This window comes from Curvibacter sp. EU05-FHT14A10 (assembly GCF_058791075.1).
In genome coordinates this window covers 77,992-94,683 of sequence record NZ_JBYTDE010000011.1, presented here as the reverse complement: position 1 = coordinate 94,683, position 16,692 = coordinate 77,992, and the positions used below count along the sequence as shown (strand labels likewise).

Here is a 16,692-nt window from a genome sequence, read left to right as displayed (position 1 = left end):
TCGGGTGCGAAGCGCCCCCGGCGGCCACCCAAAGTGCCCCACTTATGGCCACCCGAACTGTTCTGCCTTGACCACTGTGATCTGACGCATTGAACGCGGTGCGTCGGGCACCGCGAAGCCGGACAGGCAGGACGTTACTTCCCCCCCCTCTGAGCGAGGGGAACAGCCGAACAGGCAAACCGGCAGACAATGCGGTAGCGGATCGCTTCAGTGGCCGGCTGCGGCGTGCACCCGACAGACTTTCTTTGAAGGAGCGCAGTAGATAGCATGAAAGCAGCGGTTTCCGACGGACTTTCCTCTACGAGTAGCATCTCGATAGATCAAAGACTTACGGTCGATGTCTCCGACGGACTTTCTTTGTTGCCATCACTTTGATGCCGAACGATCCGCCCTCACTCCACCGTCACGCTCTTGGCCAGGTTGCGCGGCTTGTCCACGTCGGTGCCTCGCGCACAGGCGGTGTGGTAGGCCAGCAGTTGCAAGGGCACCACGTGCAGCAGCGGTGACAGGGCGCCGTAGTGCTCGGGCATGCGGATCACGTGCAGGCCTTCGCCGGTTTCGATGCGGGTGTCGGCATCGGCCAGCACGTACAGCACGCCGCCGCGGGCACGCACCTCCTGCAGGTTGCTCTTGAGCTTTTCGAGCAGGGCGTCGTTGGGCGCCACGGTGACCACCGGCATTTCGCTGGTGACCAGGGCCAGCGGGCCGTGCTTGAGTTCGCCGGCGGCGTAGGCCTCGGCGTGGATGTAGGTGATCTCCTTGAGCTTCAAGGCCCCTTCAAGAGCGATGGGGTAGTGCAGGCCTCGGCCCAGGAACAGGGCGTTCTCTTTGCGCGCGAAGTCTTCGGCCCAGCTGATGACCTGGGGCTCGAGCGCCAGCACGGCCTGCAGGGCGGCCGGCAGGTGGCGCATGGCCTTGAGGTGCTCGGCCTCCTGCTCGGGGCTGAGCATGCCGCGGCTTTGCGCCAGCGCCAGGGTGAGCAGGAACAGGCCGGCCAATTGGGTGGTGAAGGCTTTGGTGGAAGCCACGCCGATCTCGACGCCAGCCCGGGTGATGTAGGCCAGTTTGCACTCGCGCACCATGGCACTGGTGGCCACGTTGCAGATGGTCAGGGTGTGCGCCATGCCCAGGCTTTGGGCGTGGCGCAGGGCGGCCAGGGTATCGGCAGTTTCGCCCGACTGGCTGACGGTGACGACCAGGGTCTTGGGGTTGGGCACCGATTCACGGTAGCGGTACTCGCTGGCGATCTCGACCTGGGTGGGGATCTTGGCGATGGATTCGAGCCAGTACTTGGCGGTGCAGGCGCTGTAGTAGCTGGTGCCGCAGGCCAGGATCAGCACCGAGTCGATCTGCTTGAACACGCGCCAGGCCGCGGCGCCGGTTTCGCCGGGTTGGGCTGGCACGCCGTCGAACAACTCGGGCACGATGCCTTCCACCCCTTCCAGGGTGTCGGCAATGGCGCGGGGCTGTTCGAAGATCTCTTTTTGCATGTAGTGCCGGTAAGGGCCCAGGTCGGCTGCGCCGCTGTGGGCGTGCACCGTGCGCACCGGGCGGGTCACCGGCTTGAGGGCGCCCTGGGCATCACGCCCCAGCACCCAGTAGCGACCCAACTGCACGTCAACCACATCGCCCTCTTCGAGGTACACGATCTGGTCGGTGACGCCGGCCAGGGCCATGGCGTCGCTGGCCAGGAAGTTCTCACCCGCGCCCTCGCCCTCGCTGCGGCCCACCCCCAGGATCAGGGGCGAACCGGCCCGGGCGCCCACCACGCGGTGCGGCTCGTCCTTGTGCAGCACGGCAATCGCGTAGGCACCGTGCAACTGGACCAGGGCGGCCTGCACGGCTTCGAACAGGTCGCCGTCGTACAGGCTGTCGATCAAGTGGGCGATGACTTCGGTGTCGGTTTGGCTGGCAAACACATAGCCGCGGCCCTGCAGTTGCGCCCGCAGCTCGTCGTGGTTCTCGATGATGCCGTTGTGCACCAGGGCCACGCGCGGGGCCCGCCCCTCCTCGGCCCCCTGCCCCTGGCTGAAATGGGGGTGGGCGTTGTGCACCACGGGAGCGCCGTGGGTGGCCCAGCGGGTGTGGGCGATGCCGGTCACGCCCTGCACCTGCTCGGCCTGCACCTGGGCGATCAGCTCGGCCACGCGCGAGGTGCTGCGGGCCCGCTTGAGGCCGTCGGCCCACACCGCGACACCGCAGGAGTCATAGCCGCGGTACTCCAGGCGCTGCAGGCCTTGCACCAGCACAGGAACAATGTTTCGGGTTGAGACGGCGCCAACGATGCCACACATGAGCAAGCTCCCGGAAGGGTTGAAAACGGGTTGCAGAAAAGATTGGATCGAATCTTAGGGAGGACAAAGAAAAATATTCAGCGAATTTATCAATAGGATATGAAATTAAAATTCACTCAAATTCGTTATTGAAATTTTCATTCAAATAACAAACAAATATGGAATCAATCGAACTCGACGACCTCGATCTGCAACTGCTGGATGCCTTGCAACGCGATGCAAGCGCCAGCAACCAGGCCTTGGCCGAGCGCCTGCGGATTTCGCCGCCCACCTGCCTGCGCCGGGTGAAACGCCTGCACGAAGCTGGCCTGATCGAGCGACAGGTGGCGCTGCTGCAGCCCGAGCGCCTGGCCCTGGCGCTGGGGCATGGTCTGACCGCCATCGTGGAGGTGACGCTGGACCGCCAGGACGCCGAGCCCCTGGCGGCCTTCGAGGCCCGAGTTGGGGCGGATGAGGCGGTGCAGCAGTGCTACCGGGTGTCGCCGGGCCCGGATTTTGTGCTGGTGGTGGGGGTGGCCGACATGCCGGCCTACCTGGCGCTGACCCAGCGCCTGTTCAACAGCGACACTCACGTGCGCAACGTGAAGACCTTCTTCAGCGTCAAGCGAAGCAAGTTCGAGCCGCGCCTGCCGGTGCCGCTGACCAGGGGCTAGGGCCTGGTGGGCCTGTTCACAGGCCCTAAGCTCAGGCTGCCGGCAAGCGCAAGGTCACGGTGCAGCCCTGGCCGTGCTGGCCCTGCAGGGCCAACTCGCCGCCCAGGCGGTCCACCATGCGGCGCGCCATGGCCAGCCCCAGGCCCAGGCCCTCGAAGTCGCGCACGGTGTGCAGGCGCTGGAACACGCCAAACAACTGGTCGGCGTGCTCAGGCCGAAAGCCGGCGCCGTTGTCTTGCAAGGTGAGTTGAACCTGCGGGCCCTGGCTCTGCACATCAATGGCGATGCGGGCCTCGGGCTGACGGCGGGTGAACTTGACGGCGTTGTCCAACAGCAGGCGCAGCAGGTCGCGCAACTGGGCCAGGTCGGCCTGCACCCGGGGCAGGTCCTGGGCCTCGGGCCACTGCCATTGCACGGCGCGCTCGCCACAGGCGGCCTTGGCCTGGCTCACGACCTCGCTGAGCACATCGGCCAGCGGCACAGGCTGGACATGGAGTTCGGCCGCGCCGATGCGGGCCAGCGCGATCAGGCCATCGATCATCTGACCCAGGTGGCGCGCCGACTGGGTGATGGTGTCGAGGTACTGCACCGCCGAAGGGTCGGCATTGCTGTCCTGCACCAGCTCACGCACCAGTTGGCCATACGACACGATGTGCCGCACCGGGGAACGCAGGTCGTGTGAGATGGCGCGCAAGAAGGCCTGCTGCTGTTCGCGTTGCTCGGCCAGTTCGGCGCGCAGCCGGGCCAGTTCGGCCCCCAGATCCCCATCACGATCCGTGTCGCTTGCCGCCCCCATCACTGGCCACCCTTGGCGGGGCGTTGCCAGTTGGCAATGCTGACCTGGCGGGCCCGGCTCACGCTCAGGGCGCCGGCCGGGGTGTCTTTGGTGAGGGTGGAGCCGCCACCCACCGTGCCACCAGCGCCCAGGGTGATGGGCGCCACCAGCACGCAGTTGCTGCCCACGTGCACGTCGGCCTCGATCACCGTGCGGTGCTTGTTGGCGCCGTCGTAGTTGGCGGTGATGCTGCCGGCACCATAGTTGACGCGCTCACCCACGGTGGCGTCGCCCAGGTAGGCCAGGTGATTGGCCTTGGCGCCCGCGGCGAGGGTGGAGTTCTTGACCTCGACAAAATTGCCGATGTGCACCTCGGCCCCCAGCACGGCGCCAGGACGCAGGCGGGCAAACGGCCCGATCAGCGAACCAGGGCCCACCTGAACCCCGGCCTTCTCGCCTTCGATGTGGGTGAAGGGGTGGATCACCGCGCCCGCGGCAATCCGGGCATTGGCGATCACGCAGTGGGCGCCGATGCGCACGCCATCGCCGAGCACCACCTGGCCTTCGAACACGCAGTTGACGTCGATCTCGACGTCGCTGCCGCATTGCAGGGTGCCGCGCACATCCAGGCGGGCCGGATCGGCCAGGCGCACCCCGTCGGCCATCAGGGCGTCGGCGCGACGGGCCTGGCAGGCGCGCTCCAGGGCGGCCAGTTGCTGGGGGCTGTTCACGCCGGCCACCTGCACCTCGTCGGTGGTGGGCAGGCCCAGCACGCCCACGCCGTCGGCCACGGCCATGGCCACGATGTCGGTCAGGTAGTACTCGTGCTGGCTGTTGTCATTGCGCAGGCGACCCAGCCAGGCCTTCAGACGGGCCGCCGGCACGGCCATGATGCCGGTGTAGGTCTCGGCAATGGCCCGCTGGGCTTCGGTGGCGTCTTTGTGCTCGACGATGCCGCGCACGGCCGCCCCCTCGCGCAGGATGCGCCCATAGCCGGTGGGATCGTCCAGCACCACGGTGAGCAGGGCCAGGTGCTGGCCGTCGCAGGCCTGCACCAGAGCCTGCACGGTGTCGGCGGCGATCAGGGGCACATCACCATTGAGGATCAGCACCACACCATCGTCGGGCAGCAAGGGCACGGCCTGTTGCACCGCATGGCCAGTGCCCAGTTGGGGCATCTGGCGGGCAAACTGCAACTGGCCACCCTGGCGCAGCGGGTGCCCGGCCAGGTGGGCCTCGACGGCTTCGGCGCCGTGCCCGGTGATCAACACCACGCGGCGGGGCGACAGCGACTCGACAGTGTCAAGAACATGGCGCACCATGGCCTTGCCCGCGACACGGTGCAACACTTTGGGCAAACTGCTCTTCATTCGCGTGCCCTTGCCCGCAGCCATCACCACCACATCCAGCGCAGATCCAAATCCCGACATGAAACGTCCTCTTGCTTTTGGCGGCCCGGTCACAACAACGCCGGCCATCCTGTCATTGCGCCGGATTATCTCGCTGGCAACGCTGCTCATGGCGGTTTTGTGGCTGAGTGCCTGCAGCGCCGTGAAGCTGAGCTACAACGCCCTGCCCGAGGTGACGTACTGGTGGGCCGATGCGTACGGGGATTTCAATGGTGAACAGTCGCTGCGCCTGAAACAGGACCTGGCCGATCTGCAGGCCTGGCACCGCTCGCGGGAGCTGCCGCGCTACCGCGAACTGCTGCAAAACCTGGAACGCCTGACCGGCACCGAGCCCGACGCCACCCAGTTGTGCAGCCTGCTGCCCCCGGCGCGCGAGCGCCTGCAGGCCCTGGCTGAACAAAGCGCCCCCATGATCGCCCGCCAGGCCTTGAGCCTGAGCCCGGCCCAACTGGAGCACATGGCCAAGAAATTCGCCAAGAACGAGGCCAAGCTGCGCAGCGAGTGGGTCGACCTGTCGCCCGGCGAGTTGCTGGACAAGCGCATCGAGCAGTACACAGACCGGGCCGAGGCGCTGTACGGGCGGCTGAGCCTGCCGCAGCGCCAAAGCCTGCGCGAGGCCTTGCAAGCGTCGCCGTTTGACCCGCGCATTCGCCTGGCCGAGCAGCAGCGGCGCCATCAGGACATGCTGGACACCCTGCGCCGCCTGCGCAGCAGCGGCGCCAGCCAAGCCCAGGCCGAACAGGCCTGGCTGGGCTGGCTGGCCCGGGCCTTGAGCCCGCCGGTGCCAGCCCACCGCCTGCAGCAGGAGCATTCGATCGAAGAGGGCTGCCAGATCTACGCGCAATTGCAGCGCCAGGCCACGCCCGAACAACGCGACAAGGCGGCCAAACGCCTGCGTGGCTGGGCCGGCGATGTGCAGGCCTTGTCGCAGCAGCCTTGAGGCCCGCGGTCTCAGAACGTGTTGACGTTCTCAGGCCGGGTGCCGTTGCCGGCCGCTCTGCAGCAACAGCCAGCTCCAGCGTGCGCTGCCCACGGCCAGGCGCCCCAGCGCCCCCACCACGGCGCCACCGGCCTGCCAACCCTGCCACAAGCCCCGGCTCAGGTCGGCCAGGGGCAAGGCGAGGTCGGTGGGCAAGGCGCTGGCCGCCTGCAAACGGCCTGGAGCCTGCGCCACCAGAGGCAGTGCACGGTCCCAGCGGAAGACCACGTCGACCGGCGCCGCCTGGGTCAGCTCCTGCGCCAACACAAAGGCCTCCAGCACCACGGTCTGGCCGGGTTCAATCACCAGCCAGTCGCCCGGCATCAGAAAGCGGTCGCCCAGGTCGTTGGCGTGGCCGCGGTGCGGCCCAGTGAAGGTAAGCCACAGGCGGCCCTGGTTCATTTCGATCACGCTGCGCTCGCGCGGGCACAGGGTCAGTGCGCGCCCGGGCAAGATGTTCCAACCGCCGGGGAACGCGCGGCCAGCCGGTGCAAAGGCGGCGGATTGTTGCGATTCCAGAACAGGGCGGGACAGCATGATGAACTCCTTGAGTGAGAAAAAACCGTTGAGGAGCCTTCATGATCGGCGGCAGAATGCAGATGGTCCAATGAATTGCACACCCGCGATTGATACCTCTTTCGCATGAATGAGACGATGCCTGCCGCATGAGCAAAGCCAGCCCTTCCATCACCCATCTGCGCACCCGCACCGTGGCCGTGGGCCACCTGCGCGCCTTCGAAGCCGTGGCCCGACACCTGAACTTCCGCGCCGCCTCCGAAGAGCTGGCGCTGACGCAGTCGGCCGTCAGCCGCCAGATCCAGTCGCTGGAAGATGAGATCGGCGTGCCCCTGTTCCTGCGCCACACCCGGGCGGTGGAGCTGACCAGTGCCGGCTCGCAGTTGCTGCGCACCCTGCTGCCCACGCTGGAGCGACTGGACAGCACGGTGCGCCAGATCCGCCAGAGTGCAGGACGCAAGAGCGTGGCCATCACCACCTGGGCCTCTTTCGCGTCGATGTGGCTGATCCCGCGGCTGGAGGCCTTTCAGCGCAGCCACCCCGACATCGACATCCGCATCGACGCCACCGACACCGCGGTCGACCTGGAAACGGCCGACATCGACCTGGCCTTGCGCTACAGCCTGCCCGGGGCTTCCGTGCGCGGGGCACAACGCCTGTTTGGCGAACAACTGGCCGTGGTGGCCAGCCCCTGGTTGCTGAAAAGCGGACAGCCCATCCGCAAACCCGCTGACGTGGCCAAGTTCACGCTGATCGAGGCGGGTGACGCCCATCGCACCCAGCACATGGAGTGGCTGTCCTGGCGGCGCTGGTTCGAGACCCAGGGCCTGAGCAATGTCGAGCCCAAGCGCTGGCTGTATTTCAACTACGCCCACCAGATCGTGCAGGCTGCCCTGACCGGCCAGGGTGTGGCCCTGGCACGCATGCCCTTGATTGCCGACAGCCTGGCCTCGGGCGATCTGGTCGAGGTGTTGCCAGGCTTCCGCCTCGATTCGCCACTGGTGTATTGGCTGCTGGTGGGCCCGCGGACGGCCCACCGCCCCGAGGTCAAGGCCTTCAGCGACTGGCTGGTGGACGAGGCCTCACGCACCCGCCACACCGTGGGAGAAGTGCCGGACACCGATCTGTGCGACGACCTGGGCTGAGCCCGGCGGCCGCACGGCCACCACCGCAAGGCCGCCGCACGACGGCCCTTCAGGCCTGCGCTCAGCTCAGCGTCACCCGGGCGAACTTGCGCTTGCCCACCTGCACCACGTAGGTGCCGGCGGCCAGCTTCAGGCCCTTGTCGCTGACCACGCTGGAATCCACACGCACCCCACCGCCATCGATCAGGCGGTTGGCCTCGCTGCCCGAGGGGGCCAGGCCCGCCGCCTTGAGCAGGGCACCGATGCCCATGGGGGCGCCCGACAGGCTGACTTCCGGGATCTCATCGGGCACACCGCCCTTGCTGCGGTTGTTGAAGTCCTGCTCGGCCGCGTCGGCAGCAGCCGCGCTGTGGAAGCGGGCCGTGATCTCCTTGGCCAGGGCCACCTTGGCGTCCTTGGGGTTGCGACCACCCTCCACTTCGGCCTTGAGGGCGGCAATCTCGGCTTCGCTCTTGAACGACAACAGGGTGTACCAGCGCCACATCAGGGTGTCGGAGATCGACAGCACCTTGGCAAACATGGTGTTCGGGTCTTCGCTGATGCCGATGTAGTTGTTCTTGCTCTTGGACATCTTGTCCACGCCGTCCAGGCCTTCGAGCAACGGCATGGTCAGGATGCACTGGGGCTCTTGCCCGTACTCCTGCTGCAGGTGACGGCCCATCAGCAGGTTGAATTTCTGGTCGGTTCCGCCCAGTTCGAGGTCGCTTTTCAGGGCCACCGAGTCGTAGCCCTGCATCAGGGGGTACAGGAACTCGTGCACGCTGATCGACTGGTTGGTGGTGAAGCGCTTGTGAAAGTCGTCGCGCTCCATCATGCGGGCCACGGTGTACTTGGCCGCCAACTGGATCATGCCCCGCGCGCCCAGGGGATCGCTCCATTCGCTGTTGTAGCGGATCTCGGTCTTGGCCGGGTCGAGCACCAGGCTGGCCTGCTTGTAATAGGTCTCGGCATTGACCTTGATCTGCTCCGCTGTGAGGGGCGGGCGGGTGCTGTTGCGGCCCGACGGGTCACCGATCATGCTGGTGAAATCACCGATCAAAAAGATGACGGTGTGCCCCAGGTCCTGCAGCTGGCGCATTTTGTTGAGCACCACGGTGTGGCCGATGTGGATGTCAGGCGCAGTCGGGTCCAGCCCCAGTTTGATGCGCAAAGGCACGCCGGTGGCTTCGGAACGGGCCAGTTTTTGCACCCAGGCGTCTTGTGGGATGAGTTCGTCGCAGCCCCGCAGGGTCACGGCCAGCGCCTCCCGCACACGGTCGGTGACGGGGTGATTTGTAACAGCAGCAGCTTGATTCATAAGGGTTTTTTCAGATGTCGGGGCGGGGCGGGCAGCTATACTCGTTCGGCTCGCAAAAGTGGATTTTAATTGGCCCGCTTTTTGCGAACAGGTTCAGGCACAGGCCGAACACCTGCCACCGTCGGGAATCGTCAGGAATAGCATCCCATCGTGCCCGACCCACTGCCTTGAAAAAAGGCGGAACGATCCTGGGGATAGATTCTTGAAAAACGGTTTCTTCGCCGCCGGCGAGCTTTTGCTGACACGACTGGCCCACCAGGTCGAACACCACCCCAAACGCATCACCACCTTGGTGGCCGCCCTCTTGCTGGGCGGTGGCGGAGGCGCCTTCGCCGTGGCCTCCATGGCCCCCGACGCGGCCGACCTGCCAGTGCGCCAGATCACCGAAACCGTCCAGCCGATCTCGGTGACCGAGCAGGCTGAGGCACTGGACATCCACCGGTTCAACCTGTTTCGCTCCGACATGGTGCGCCCCACCGACAGCGTGGACACCCTGCTGCAACGCCTGGGCATCAGCGACCCGGTGGCTGCCGCCTTTTTGCGCAATGATGCGCTGGTGCGCATCAGCCTGCTCGGTCGCAATGGTCGCCAGGTGACGGCCGAAGCCAGCGAAGACCACCACTTGGTGCGCCTGGTCGCACGCTGGACGCCTGACGACAGCAACACCTTTCAACGCCTGGTATTTGAAAAGACCCCGCGCGGCAGCTACAGCTCGCACATCGAAACAGCCCCACTGAGCGCCAGCAGCAAGTTGGCCGGCGGCACCATCCGCAGCTCGCTTTTTGCGGCCACTGATGAGGCCGGCATCCCCGACACGGTGGCCACGCAACTGGCCGAAATTTTCTCAGGCGACGTCGATTTTCACCGCAGCCTGCGCAAGGGCGACCGCTTCTCGGTCGTCTACGAAACCCTGGAGGCCGACGGCGAACCCCTGCGCGCTGGCCGTGTGCTGAGCGCCGAGTTCATCAACGATGGCAAGGCCTACCAGGCCATGTGGTTCCAGGAACCCGGTCAAAAGGGCAGTTACTACACGCTGGACGGCAACAGCATGCGCCGCGCCTTCCTGACCTCGCCCGTCGAGTTCTCGCGCGTGACCAGCGGCTTCAAGATGCGCTTCCACCCCATTCTGCAAACCTGGCGCGCCCATCTGGGCACCGATTACGCGGCCCCCACCGGCACCGCCGTGCGTGCCGTGGGTGATGGTGTGGTCGATTTTGCAGGGGTACAGAACGGCTACGGCAATGTGGTGATGCTGAAGCACCGCAACAACCAGATGACGGTGTATGCCCACCTGAGCCGCATCGGCGTGACCCGGGGCCAGACCGTGAGCCAGGGCCAGACCGTGGGGGCCGTGGGCGCCACCGGCTGGGCGACCGGGCCGCACCTGCATTTTGAATTCCGCGTCAATGGCGTGCACCAGGACCCGATGACCATCGCCCACCAGGCCCAAGCGGTTCCGGTTTCCCCGGCAGCCCGCCCCGCCTTCAACCGCCTGGCTTCGGCCATGCGCATCCAGCTCTCGGCTGCGGCGTCGGTGCAACAGGCCAGCGCCGATTGACGGCGGGAGTGCAGGCGCCACGCTGAGCGAAGCGCACAGCCCGCTATCATCGGCCCATGCAAGGCAAGGCAGACCACTACATCGGACTGATGTCCGGCACCTCACTCGATGGGGTGGATGGCGTTCTGTGCCGCTTTGAGGGCGATCAGCCCCAGGTCCTGGCGCATGTGGCCCTGCCCTTCACGGCCGAACTCAAGCGATCGCTGCTGGAACTCAACAGCCCCGGCCCCGACGAGCTGCATCGTGCGGCCATCGCGGCCAATGCCCTCGCCCGCACCTATGTGGTGGTGGTGTCGCGCCTGCTGGCCGAGGCCGTGCTGCCGACCTGGCATGTGGCGGCCATTGGCGCCCACGGGCAGACCGTGCGACACCAGCCCGGCCAGTACGACGGCACCGGCTACACCTTGCAACTCAACAACCCGGCCCTGTTGGCCGAGCACACCGGCATTGATGTGGTGGCCGACTTTCGCACCCGCGATGTGGTGGCCGGCGGGCAAGGTGCGCCGCTGGTGCCCGCGTTTCACGCGCGGGTGTTCGGACAGCCTGACCAGACCCAGGCGGTGCTGAACATTGGCGGCATTGCCAATCTGACCGTGATCCCGCCGCAAAGCCAGCTTGCGGCGCCCGTGCTCGGCTTTGACAGCGGGCCCGGCAATGCCTTGATGGACCATTGGTGCCTGCAGCACACCGGCCAGCCCTTCGACCGGGATGGCCAATGGGCCGCTCAAGGCCAGATCCATGCAGGCTTGCTGGCCGACCTGATGCAGGAGCCCTTTCTGCAGCAAGCGCCCCCCAAAAGCACCGGGCGTGATCTGTTCAACCCGGCCTGGCTGGAGCTTCACCTGAAAGCCCACCCGCACCTGAGTGCCACCCAGGTGCAGGCCACTCTCACGGAGTTCACCGCCCTCTCCTGCGCCCAGGCTGTGCAAATGCACGCACCGGACAGCCGTCGCCTGCTGGTGTGTGGCGGCGGGGCACTGAATGGGCATTTGATCAGTCGCCTGCAACATCACCTGCCCGAGGTGAATGTCGAATCCAGCGGTCTGGCCGGCCTGCCTCCGCTGCAGGTCGAGGCTGTCGCCTTCGCCTGGCTGGCACGCCAGGCCCTGCAGCGCCAGCCCGGCAACCTGCCCAGCGTGACCGGTGCCCAGGGGCCGCGCATTCTGGGCGCGCTTTATCCGGCCTGAATCCGGGCCTACACGCCGGCGCCAAGCCCCTGTGCCAAACCCCTGCGCTGAATTCCGGCGCAGAGTCCCAGGCCCGCTGCCCCCCCCCTGCTGCTCAGGGTTCGTGCGGACCGGCCGCAGAGGCATCGCCCCGCACCAGCCCTGGCTCCAGACCCGAAGGCAATTGCCAGAAGATGGCGGCGGACGCCAAGGTGATGAAGCCCATGGTGACAAAAGTAGCGTGAAACGAGGACAGGGTGTCCAGGTGCGCCGCACTTGCATTGCCGCCAGGGCCCAGCAAGGCCGCAAAGCCCGCCAGCACGGCGCCCGCCACGGCCACCCCCATGCCCATGGCCAGCATCTGCACCATCGACAACAAGCTGTTGCCGCTGCTGGCCTGGGAGCCCTCCAGGTCTTTCAGCGTGAGGGTGTTCATGGCCGTGAACTGGATTGAATTGACCGCACCAAACACAGCCAGTTGCAGCAGTCGCAAGCCCAGGGGCTGGCCCGGACTGATCAGGGCAAAACTCATCATGGCCAGGCCTACCAGTGCCGTGTTGCCCACCAGCACCTTGCGGTAGCCCAGCCGGGTGATCAGGGGGGTGGTGATGCGTTTGACGGCCATGCCGGCCATGGCCACCGGCAGCATCATCAGACCGGCCTCGAAAGGCGAGTAGCCGAGGCTGACCTGGAGCAGCAGGGGCACCAGAAAAGGCATGCACGAACTGCCCAGGCGCGAAAACAGGTTGCCCAGCAAACCAATCGCCAGCGACGCCACGCTGAACAGCTGGGGCGAAAACAGGGGCGCCGGGCTTCGCATGGCGTGCAGCCAATATGCCACCAGGCTGGCCAGCCCGAACACCAGCAGCACCAACACCCCGGCCTGCCCCAGGCCCAGGCCCGACAGCCCATCCAGCGCCAGCGACAGGGTCACCATGCCCGTGGCCAGCCACAGGTAGCCCGACCAGTCGAACCTGGCCACGGTGACTGCAGGACCGCTGCGCATGAAGAAATAAGCCGCCACCGCGCCAATCACCCCGACCGGCAGGTTGATCAGAAAGATCCAATGCCAGGAGGCCACCTCCACCAGCCAGCCCCCGAGGGTGGGTCCGATCAGGGGTCCGATCAGGCCCGGGATGGCGATGAAGCTCATGGCCTGCAGAAAGCGCTCCTTCGGAAAGGTGCGCAGCACAGCCAGTCGCCCCACCGGCAACAGCAGGGCACCGCCCAGGCCCTGCACCACCCGTGAGGCCACCAGCAGTGGCAGGGACGTCGACAGCGCGCACAGCAGGGAGCCCAGGGCAAACAGGGTGATCGCCGCCACGTAGACCCGCCGGGTTCCGAAGCGGTCGGCCACCCAGCCGGAGGCAGGGATCAACATGGCCATGGCCAGCGAGTACGCCACGATCACCGACTGCATGCGCAGCGGGCTTTCGTGCAGGCTTTGCGCCATGGCCGGCAGGGCCGTGTTGACGATGGTGGCGTCCAGCGTCTGCATGAAAAAGCCCAGGGCCACCAGCCACAGCAGGCGTTGCTGGGAACGACTTTCGGGATCGACGACCGTCATGCTTTGAATGATTGAAGGTTGGCTGGACAAGAAAAAACCGCCTCAAGGGCGGTTCTCCAGGAGGGCGGCAGGCGCGCCATCAAACTGAGAAGCTGGAGCCGCAGCCGCAAGTGGTGGTGGCGTTCGGGTTTTTGATCACGAACTGGGCGCCTTGCAGGTCTTCTTTGTAGTCGATTTCGGCCCCCAGCAGGTACTGGTAGCTCATGGCGTCGATCAGCAGCGAAACACCATTTTTGGTCATGGTGGTGTCGTCTTCGTTGGTGATTTCATCAAAGGTGAAACCATACTGAAAGCCCGAGCAGCCGCCGCCCTGCACGAACACGCGCAGCTTCAGGTCGGGGTTGCCCTCTTCAGCGATCAGATCGGCCACCTTGGCGGCAGCGCTGTCTGTGAAAAGAATGGGGGCGGGCATTTCGGTCGGCAGCGACTCGACAACAGCACTCATGGGGTTCTCCGGAAACGGGTTTGGGCGAATAGTACAAGAATTCGCTCGGGAATTCAGATCAACGGCTATTTGCCGCTAGTGTCAACAGGGGTTTTTCTTCGATCGGAGCCGCCGGGCACAGCATGCCGGCGATCACCGCACCCTGGTGCATCTCAAGTGCCTTGTAATACACATCCCCCTCAATGCGGGCATGGGGCTGCAGTTCCAGCAACTCGCGGGCATGCACAGGCCCCTTGATGCGCCCGTTGATGATCAGGTGATCGGCGTACACCGCGCCCATCACGGTGGCCGTTTCAGAGATCACCAGCAGGCTGGGTTGCGACTCATCGACCCGAATGTCGCCCACCACGTCACCATCAACCCGCAGGCCCTCGGCAAACGTGATGTTGCCGTCGATGCGGCTGCCTTGCGCGATCAGGCTTTTGATGGGCGGTTGCTTCTTTTTCGCGAACATGGGCCGTCCTTTCAGGAAGTGTGCCGGATGGGGAAAAACTCAGAGCTTGAGTGTCTGGACGGCACGCGAACTGCTGCCATCAAAAATGCGTGCCGTGACCTGCTTGACCGACACCTGCGGCGGCAGATCCACCAGGCCCTCGAGTCGCCGATATTGCCTGAATTGCAAGGGCACCGGGCCTTGCGGCAAGGGCTGCTCCCAGGGCTTGCCGGCCAGCGTGCCCGTCAACACCAGTTCCAGCCGGCCCTTGAACTCGGGGCCGCTCTTGACGGGCTGGATCACCAGCACCTGCCAGCGCAACTGCTGGCTGGCCACGATTTCGGCCTGCAGACCGCGAATCGCCACGTCCTCGACGCTGTTGGCCGGGATCAGCTTTTCAAAAAAGCCCAGGTCGTCGCGCAGGCTGCGGTTGTCGAGCTCCAATTGGTGGATCTGCGCCAACAGGCGCTCCTGGGTGGCACGTTCGGCCGTCAGCAAGCTGCCCGAGGTGTTGGCAATGGATTGCGCCTTGTCCCGCTCGTCCTGCATCTGGGCCACCTGCTGACGCAAGGCCGCCAGTTCTTCGCGCGAGTGGCGGTCCAGCCCGGCGATGTTCTTGCCGGTCTCGAACGCCCACAGCGCCACGGCCGCGCAAAAGCCGAACACCAGGGCCAGCAGCACCCAGCGCAAAGGCCAGGGCATGGCACTGCGCACCGCCATGCGGGGCGTGCTGATGGTGAGGCGGCGGCGAAGCAGGCGAAGACGCATGAACAGGCTTGAAACTGGAAAAACCGCGAGCGTAAAACAAAAAAGCCGCAACAAGCAGAACTTGTTGCGGCTTTTTGCAGAGAAGAAAGCGGATTAACGCTTGCTGAACTGCTTGGCGCGGCGAGCAGAATGCAGACCGACCTTCTTACGTTCGACTTCACGAGCGTCGCGGGTCACGAAGCCGGCTTGGCTCAGTGCGGGCTTCAGCGTCGCGTCGTAATCGATCAAAGCGCGGGTGATGCCGTGACGGGTTGCACCGGCTTGACCGGATTCACCACCACCGTGCACATTGACCTGGATGTCGAAGGTTTCGACATGGCTGGTCAGAACCAGCGGCTGCTTCGCGATCATGATGGAGGTCTCGCGGCCGAAGTAGGCCTGGATGTCCTTACCGTTGATCGTGATCTTGCCGGTGCCTTTTTTCAGAAACACACGGGCGACGCTGGATTTGCGACGGCCGGTGCCATTGTTCCATTCACCAATCATCTCGGCTCCTTACAGTTCCAGCACTTTGGGTTGCTGCGCGGTGTGGGGGTGCTCAGCACCACCGTACACCTTGAGCTTCTTGATCATGGCGTAACCCAGAGGACCCTTGGGCAGCATGCCCTTGACGGCCTTCTCGAGTGCACGGCCAGGATGCTTGGCTTGCAGGTCGCGGAAGTTGGTAGCAGTGATGCCACCGGGGAAGCCGGAGTGACGGTAGTACACCTTGTCCAGGGACTTGGTGCCGGTGACCTTCAATTTGGCGGCGTTGATGATGACGATGAAATCGCCAGTATCGACGTGAGGCGTGTAAATGGCTTTGTGTTTGCCGCGCAGACGGAGGGCAACTTCGCTGGCTACCCGGCCGAGCACCTTGTCGGTGGCGTCAATCACAAACCACTCGTGCTTCACGTCTGCGGGCTTAGCGCTGAACGTAGACATGTATTGCTTTCGAGTTGGTTGCCAGCCGTTGCGAAATCGCGGGCTGGCTACAAAAGGCCCTTTTCCACGGTCGGTGTTTCTCTGCTGGAAACCTCTTAGGTGGGGGGTGTCGGGGGCTTGGCTGCCAAGCTGAAAAAACAGCCTGCCGCAAGCCTCCAACGAACTTCGCCGCGGGGCCTAAAACGCTGCGAAGCCTTCCATTCTACAAAAAGTGCAGTTGGTCGTCTATATGCGTCGCAATGGCCGTGCGAGCGGTGTGCTCACAAACCGCCGCTGCGCTTGACCTTGGGGTCGGTGTAGACCAGCAGATTGGTCGATAGACCCTGCTTCTGCTTTTCCTTTTCAAGCCGATTCGCCTCTGCACTGGCTTGTTCGGCCGCCAATTCGACCACCGAGCCACTGGCCTTCCACATCGAATTCAGGAAGTCGATCAACTTCTTGGAGATGGGCTCTGGTGGCGGGGTCTTGGGCTCCTCGGTCGTGGCCTTTTTCTTGACGGCCGTCCAATCCTTGTTGGGCTGATCGTTGGAAGCAGAAGGTTTATCGGGGCTTGCCGCTTTCTGCCCCGAGACGGTCACGATGGTCGACTCGGTGGGCGCATTCGTCACGGTCGTGGCCGCCGGCTTGGTACTGACGGCCTTGTCCGCGCCTGCCAACGACTGGCCGGCGCCTGAATAGGCCCAGTTCATCGATCGGTCAACAGGAGGGAGTTGCATGGCAGTTCCGGCGGATACAGTTTGTTTACATCATGACGGGAAAGGTT

Annotated in this window: 17 protein-coding genes; 5 read left to right on the top strand and 12 right to left on the bottom strand. The window is 65.0% G+C overall.

Annotated features, from left to right (window positions below; genetic code table 11):
* Positions 1-392: 392 nt before the first annotated feature.
* Positions 393-2,294 carry a glutamine--fructose-6-phosphate transaminase (isomerizing) gene (gene glmS, locus AC3WUT_RS20430; protein WP_492348922.1) on the bottom strand — a complete coding sequence of 634 codons (1,902 nt, stop codon included), beginning with the start codon at positions 2,292-2,294 and terminating at the stop codon, positions 393-395.
* Between the two features lie 158 nt (positions 2,295-2,452).
* On the opposite strand from glmS, the gene AC3WUT_RS20425 reads away from it, so the two are divergent.
* Complete coding sequence (locus AC3WUT_RS20425; protein ID WP_492348921.1) at positions 2,453-2,947, top strand: Lrp/AsnC family transcriptional regulator; 495 nt, start codon at positions 2,453-2,455, stop codon at positions 2,945-2,947.
* Between the two features lie 31 nt (positions 2,948-2,978).
* Here AC3WUT_RS20425 and AC3WUT_RS20420 read toward each other — a convergent pair whose 3' ends face one another.
* Both AC3WUT_RS20420 and glmU read right to left on the bottom strand, forming a co-directional pair.
* On the bottom strand, positions 2,979-3,743 hold the full coding sequence (locus AC3WUT_RS20420; RefSeq protein WP_492348920.1) for a sensor histidine kinase: 765 nt from the start codon (positions 3,741-3,743) through the stop codon (positions 2,979-2,981).
* Positions 3,743-5,152 carry a bifunctional UDP-N-acetylglucosamine diphosphorylase/glucosamine-1-phosphate N-acetyltransferase GlmU gene (glmU, locus tag AC3WUT_RS20415; RefSeq protein WP_492348919.1) on the bottom strand — a complete coding sequence of 470 codons (1,410 nt, stop codon included), beginning with the start codon at positions 5,150-5,152 and terminating at the stop codon, positions 3,743-3,745. The genes AC3WUT_RS20420 and glmU overlap by 1 nt, the downstream gene beginning before the upstream one ends.
* Between glmU and AC3WUT_RS20410 the strand changes: the two genes are divergently transcribed.
* Positions 5,151-6,071 (top strand): DUF6279 family lipoprotein, encoded by a 921-nt coding sequence (locus AC3WUT_RS20410; protein ID WP_492348918.1) that lies wholly within the window; start codon positions 5,151-5,153, stop codon positions 6,069-6,071. The genes glmU and AC3WUT_RS20410 overlap by 2 nt on opposite strands.
* Positions 6,072-6,101: 30 nt before the next feature.
* Here AC3WUT_RS20410 and AC3WUT_RS20405 read toward each other — a convergent pair whose 3' ends face one another.
* Positions 6,102-6,647, bottom strand: a complete 546-nt coding sequence (locus AC3WUT_RS20405) for a DUF2917 domain-containing protein (protein WP_492348917.1) — start codon at positions 6,645-6,647, stop codon at positions 6,102-6,104.
* A gap of 128 nt (positions 6,648-6,775) precedes the next feature.
* On the opposite strand from AC3WUT_RS20405, the gene AC3WUT_RS20400 reads away from it, so the two are divergent.
* Positions 6,776-7,771, top strand: a complete 996-nt coding sequence (locus AC3WUT_RS20400) for a LysR substrate-binding domain-containing protein (RefSeq protein ID WP_492348916.1) — start codon at positions 6,776-6,778, stop codon at positions 7,769-7,771.
* Between the two features lie 61 nt (positions 7,772-7,832).
* On the opposite strand, the gene tyrS is transcribed toward AC3WUT_RS20400, so the two are convergent.
* Positions 7,833-9,068, bottom strand: coding sequence for a tyrosine--tRNA ligase (gene tyrS, locus AC3WUT_RS20395; protein WP_492348915.1), 1,236 nt, complete (start codon positions 9,066-9,068; stop codon positions 7,833-7,835).
* 202 nt (positions 9,069-9,270) lie between these two features.
* Here tyrS and AC3WUT_RS20390 point away from each other — a divergent pair, with 202 nt between their 5' ends.
* Positions 9,271-10,626, top strand: a complete 1,356-nt coding sequence (locus AC3WUT_RS20390) for a peptidoglycan DD-metalloendopeptidase family protein (protein WP_492348914.1) — start codon at positions 9,271-9,273, stop codon at positions 10,624-10,626.
* A gap of 56 nt (positions 10,627-10,682) precedes the next feature.
* Positions 10,683-11,813 (top strand): anhydro-N-acetylmuramic acid kinase, encoded by a 1,131-nt coding sequence (locus AC3WUT_RS20385; protein WP_492348913.1) that lies wholly within the window; start codon positions 10,683-10,685, stop codon positions 11,811-11,813.
* A gap of 94 nt (positions 11,814-11,907) precedes the next feature.
* On the opposite strand, the gene mdtD is transcribed toward AC3WUT_RS20385, so the two are convergent.
* From mdtD to AC3WUT_RS20350, 7 genes are all read right to left on the bottom strand, one after another.
* Entirely contained in the window at positions 11,908-13,359 is a 1,452-nt protein-coding gene (gene mdtD / locus AC3WUT_RS20380; RefSeq protein WP_492348912.1) for a multidrug transporter subunit MdtD, read from the bottom strand.
* 79 nt (positions 13,360-13,438) lie between these two features.
* On the bottom strand, positions 13,439-13,804 hold the full coding sequence (erpA, locus tag AC3WUT_RS20375) for an iron-sulfur cluster insertion protein ErpA (protein WP_027476533.1): 366 nt from the start codon (positions 13,802-13,804) through the stop codon (positions 13,439-13,441).
* A 58-nt stretch (positions 13,805-13,862) separates the two neighbouring features.
* Entirely contained in the window at positions 13,863-14,258 is a 396-nt protein-coding gene (locus AC3WUT_RS20370; protein ID WP_492348911.1) for a bactofilin family protein, read from the bottom strand.
* 39 nt (positions 14,259-14,297) lie between these two features.
* The gene (locus AC3WUT_RS20365) at positions 14,298-15,005 is read right to left on the bottom strand and encodes a DUF6776 family protein (RefSeq protein ID WP_492348910.1); all 708 of its coding nucleotides are present in this window, start codon (positions 15,003-15,005) and stop codon (positions 14,298-14,300) included.
* Positions 15,006-15,098: 93 nt separating this feature from the next.
* Positions 15,099-15,491, bottom strand: a complete 393-nt coding sequence (gene rpsI, locus AC3WUT_RS20360) for a 30S ribosomal protein S9 (protein WP_492348909.1) — start codon at positions 15,489-15,491, stop codon at positions 15,099-15,101.
* Between the two features lie 9 nt (positions 15,492-15,500).
* Positions 15,501-15,929 carry a 50S ribosomal protein L13 gene (rplM, locus tag AC3WUT_RS20355; RefSeq protein WP_019575878.1) on the bottom strand — a complete coding sequence of 143 codons (429 nt, stop codon included), beginning with the start codon at positions 15,927-15,929 and terminating at the stop codon, positions 15,501-15,503.
* Positions 15,930-16,189: 260 nt separating this feature from the next.
* Positions 16,190-16,645, bottom strand: a complete 456-nt coding sequence (locus tag AC3WUT_RS20350) for a hypothetical protein (RefSeq protein WP_492348908.1) — start codon at positions 16,643-16,645, stop codon at positions 16,190-16,192.
* Positions 16,646-16,692: the final 47 nt, after the last annotated feature.

Coding starts and splice junctions, on each gene's coding strand:
- AC3WUT_RS20370 (WP_492348911.1), bottom strand. CDS start 14,258: ATGTTCGCGAAAAAGAAGCAACCGCCCATCAAAAGCCTGATCGCGCAA.
- AC3WUT_RS20385 (WP_492348913.1), top strand. CDS start 10,683: ATGCAAGGCAAGGCAGACCACTACATCGGACTGATGTCCGGCACCTCA.
- AC3WUT_RS20400 (WP_492348916.1), top strand. CDS start 6,776: ATGAGCAAAGCCAGCCCTTCCATCACCCATCTGCGCACCCGCACCGTG.
- erpA (WP_027476533.1), bottom strand. CDS start 13,804: ATGAGTGCTGTTGTCGAGTCGCTGCCGACCGAAATGCCCGCCCCCATT.
- rplM (WP_019575878.1), bottom strand. CDS start 15,929: ATGTCTACGTTCAGCGCTAAGCCCGCAGACGTGAAGCACGAGTGGTTT.
- AC3WUT_RS20420 (WP_492348920.1), bottom strand. CDS start 3,743: ATGGGGGCGGCAAGCGACACGGATCGTGATGGGGATCTGGGGGCCGAA.
- AC3WUT_RS20350 (WP_492348908.1), bottom strand. CDS start 16,645: ATGCAACTCCCTCCTGTTGACCGATCGATGAACTGGGCCTATTCAGGC.
- AC3WUT_RS20405 (WP_492348917.1), bottom strand. CDS start 6,647: ATGCTGTCCCGCCCTGTTCTGGAATCGCAACAATCCGCCGCCTTTGCA.
- AC3WUT_RS20425 (WP_492348921.1), top strand. CDS start 2,453: ATGGAATCAATCGAACTCGACGACCTCGATCTGCAACTGCTGGATGCC.
- glmS (WP_492348922.1), bottom strand. CDS start 2,294: ATGTGTGGCATCGTTGGCGCCGTCTCAACCCGAAACATTGTTCCTGTG.
- AC3WUT_RS20365 (WP_492348910.1), bottom strand. CDS start 15,005: ATGCGTCTTCGCCTGCTTCGCCGCCGCCTCACCATCAGCACGCCCCGC.
- glmU (WP_492348919.1), bottom strand. CDS start 5,152: ATGTCGGGATTTGGATCTGCGCTGGATGTGGTGGTGATGGCTGCGGGC.
- AC3WUT_RS20410 (WP_492348918.1), top strand. CDS start 5,151: ATGAAACGTCCTCTTGCTTTTGGCGGCCCGGTCACAACAACGCCGGCC.
- mdtD (WP_492348912.1), bottom strand. CDS start 13,359: ATGACGGTCGTCGATCCCGAAAGTCGTTCCCAGCAACGCCTGCTGTGG.
- tyrS (WP_492348915.1), bottom strand. CDS start 9,068: ATGAATCAAGCTGCTGCTGTTACAAATCACCCCGTCACCGACCGTGTG.
- rpsI (WP_492348909.1), bottom strand. CDS start 15,491: ATGATTGGTGAATGGAACAATGGCACCGGCCGTCGCAAATCCAGCGTC.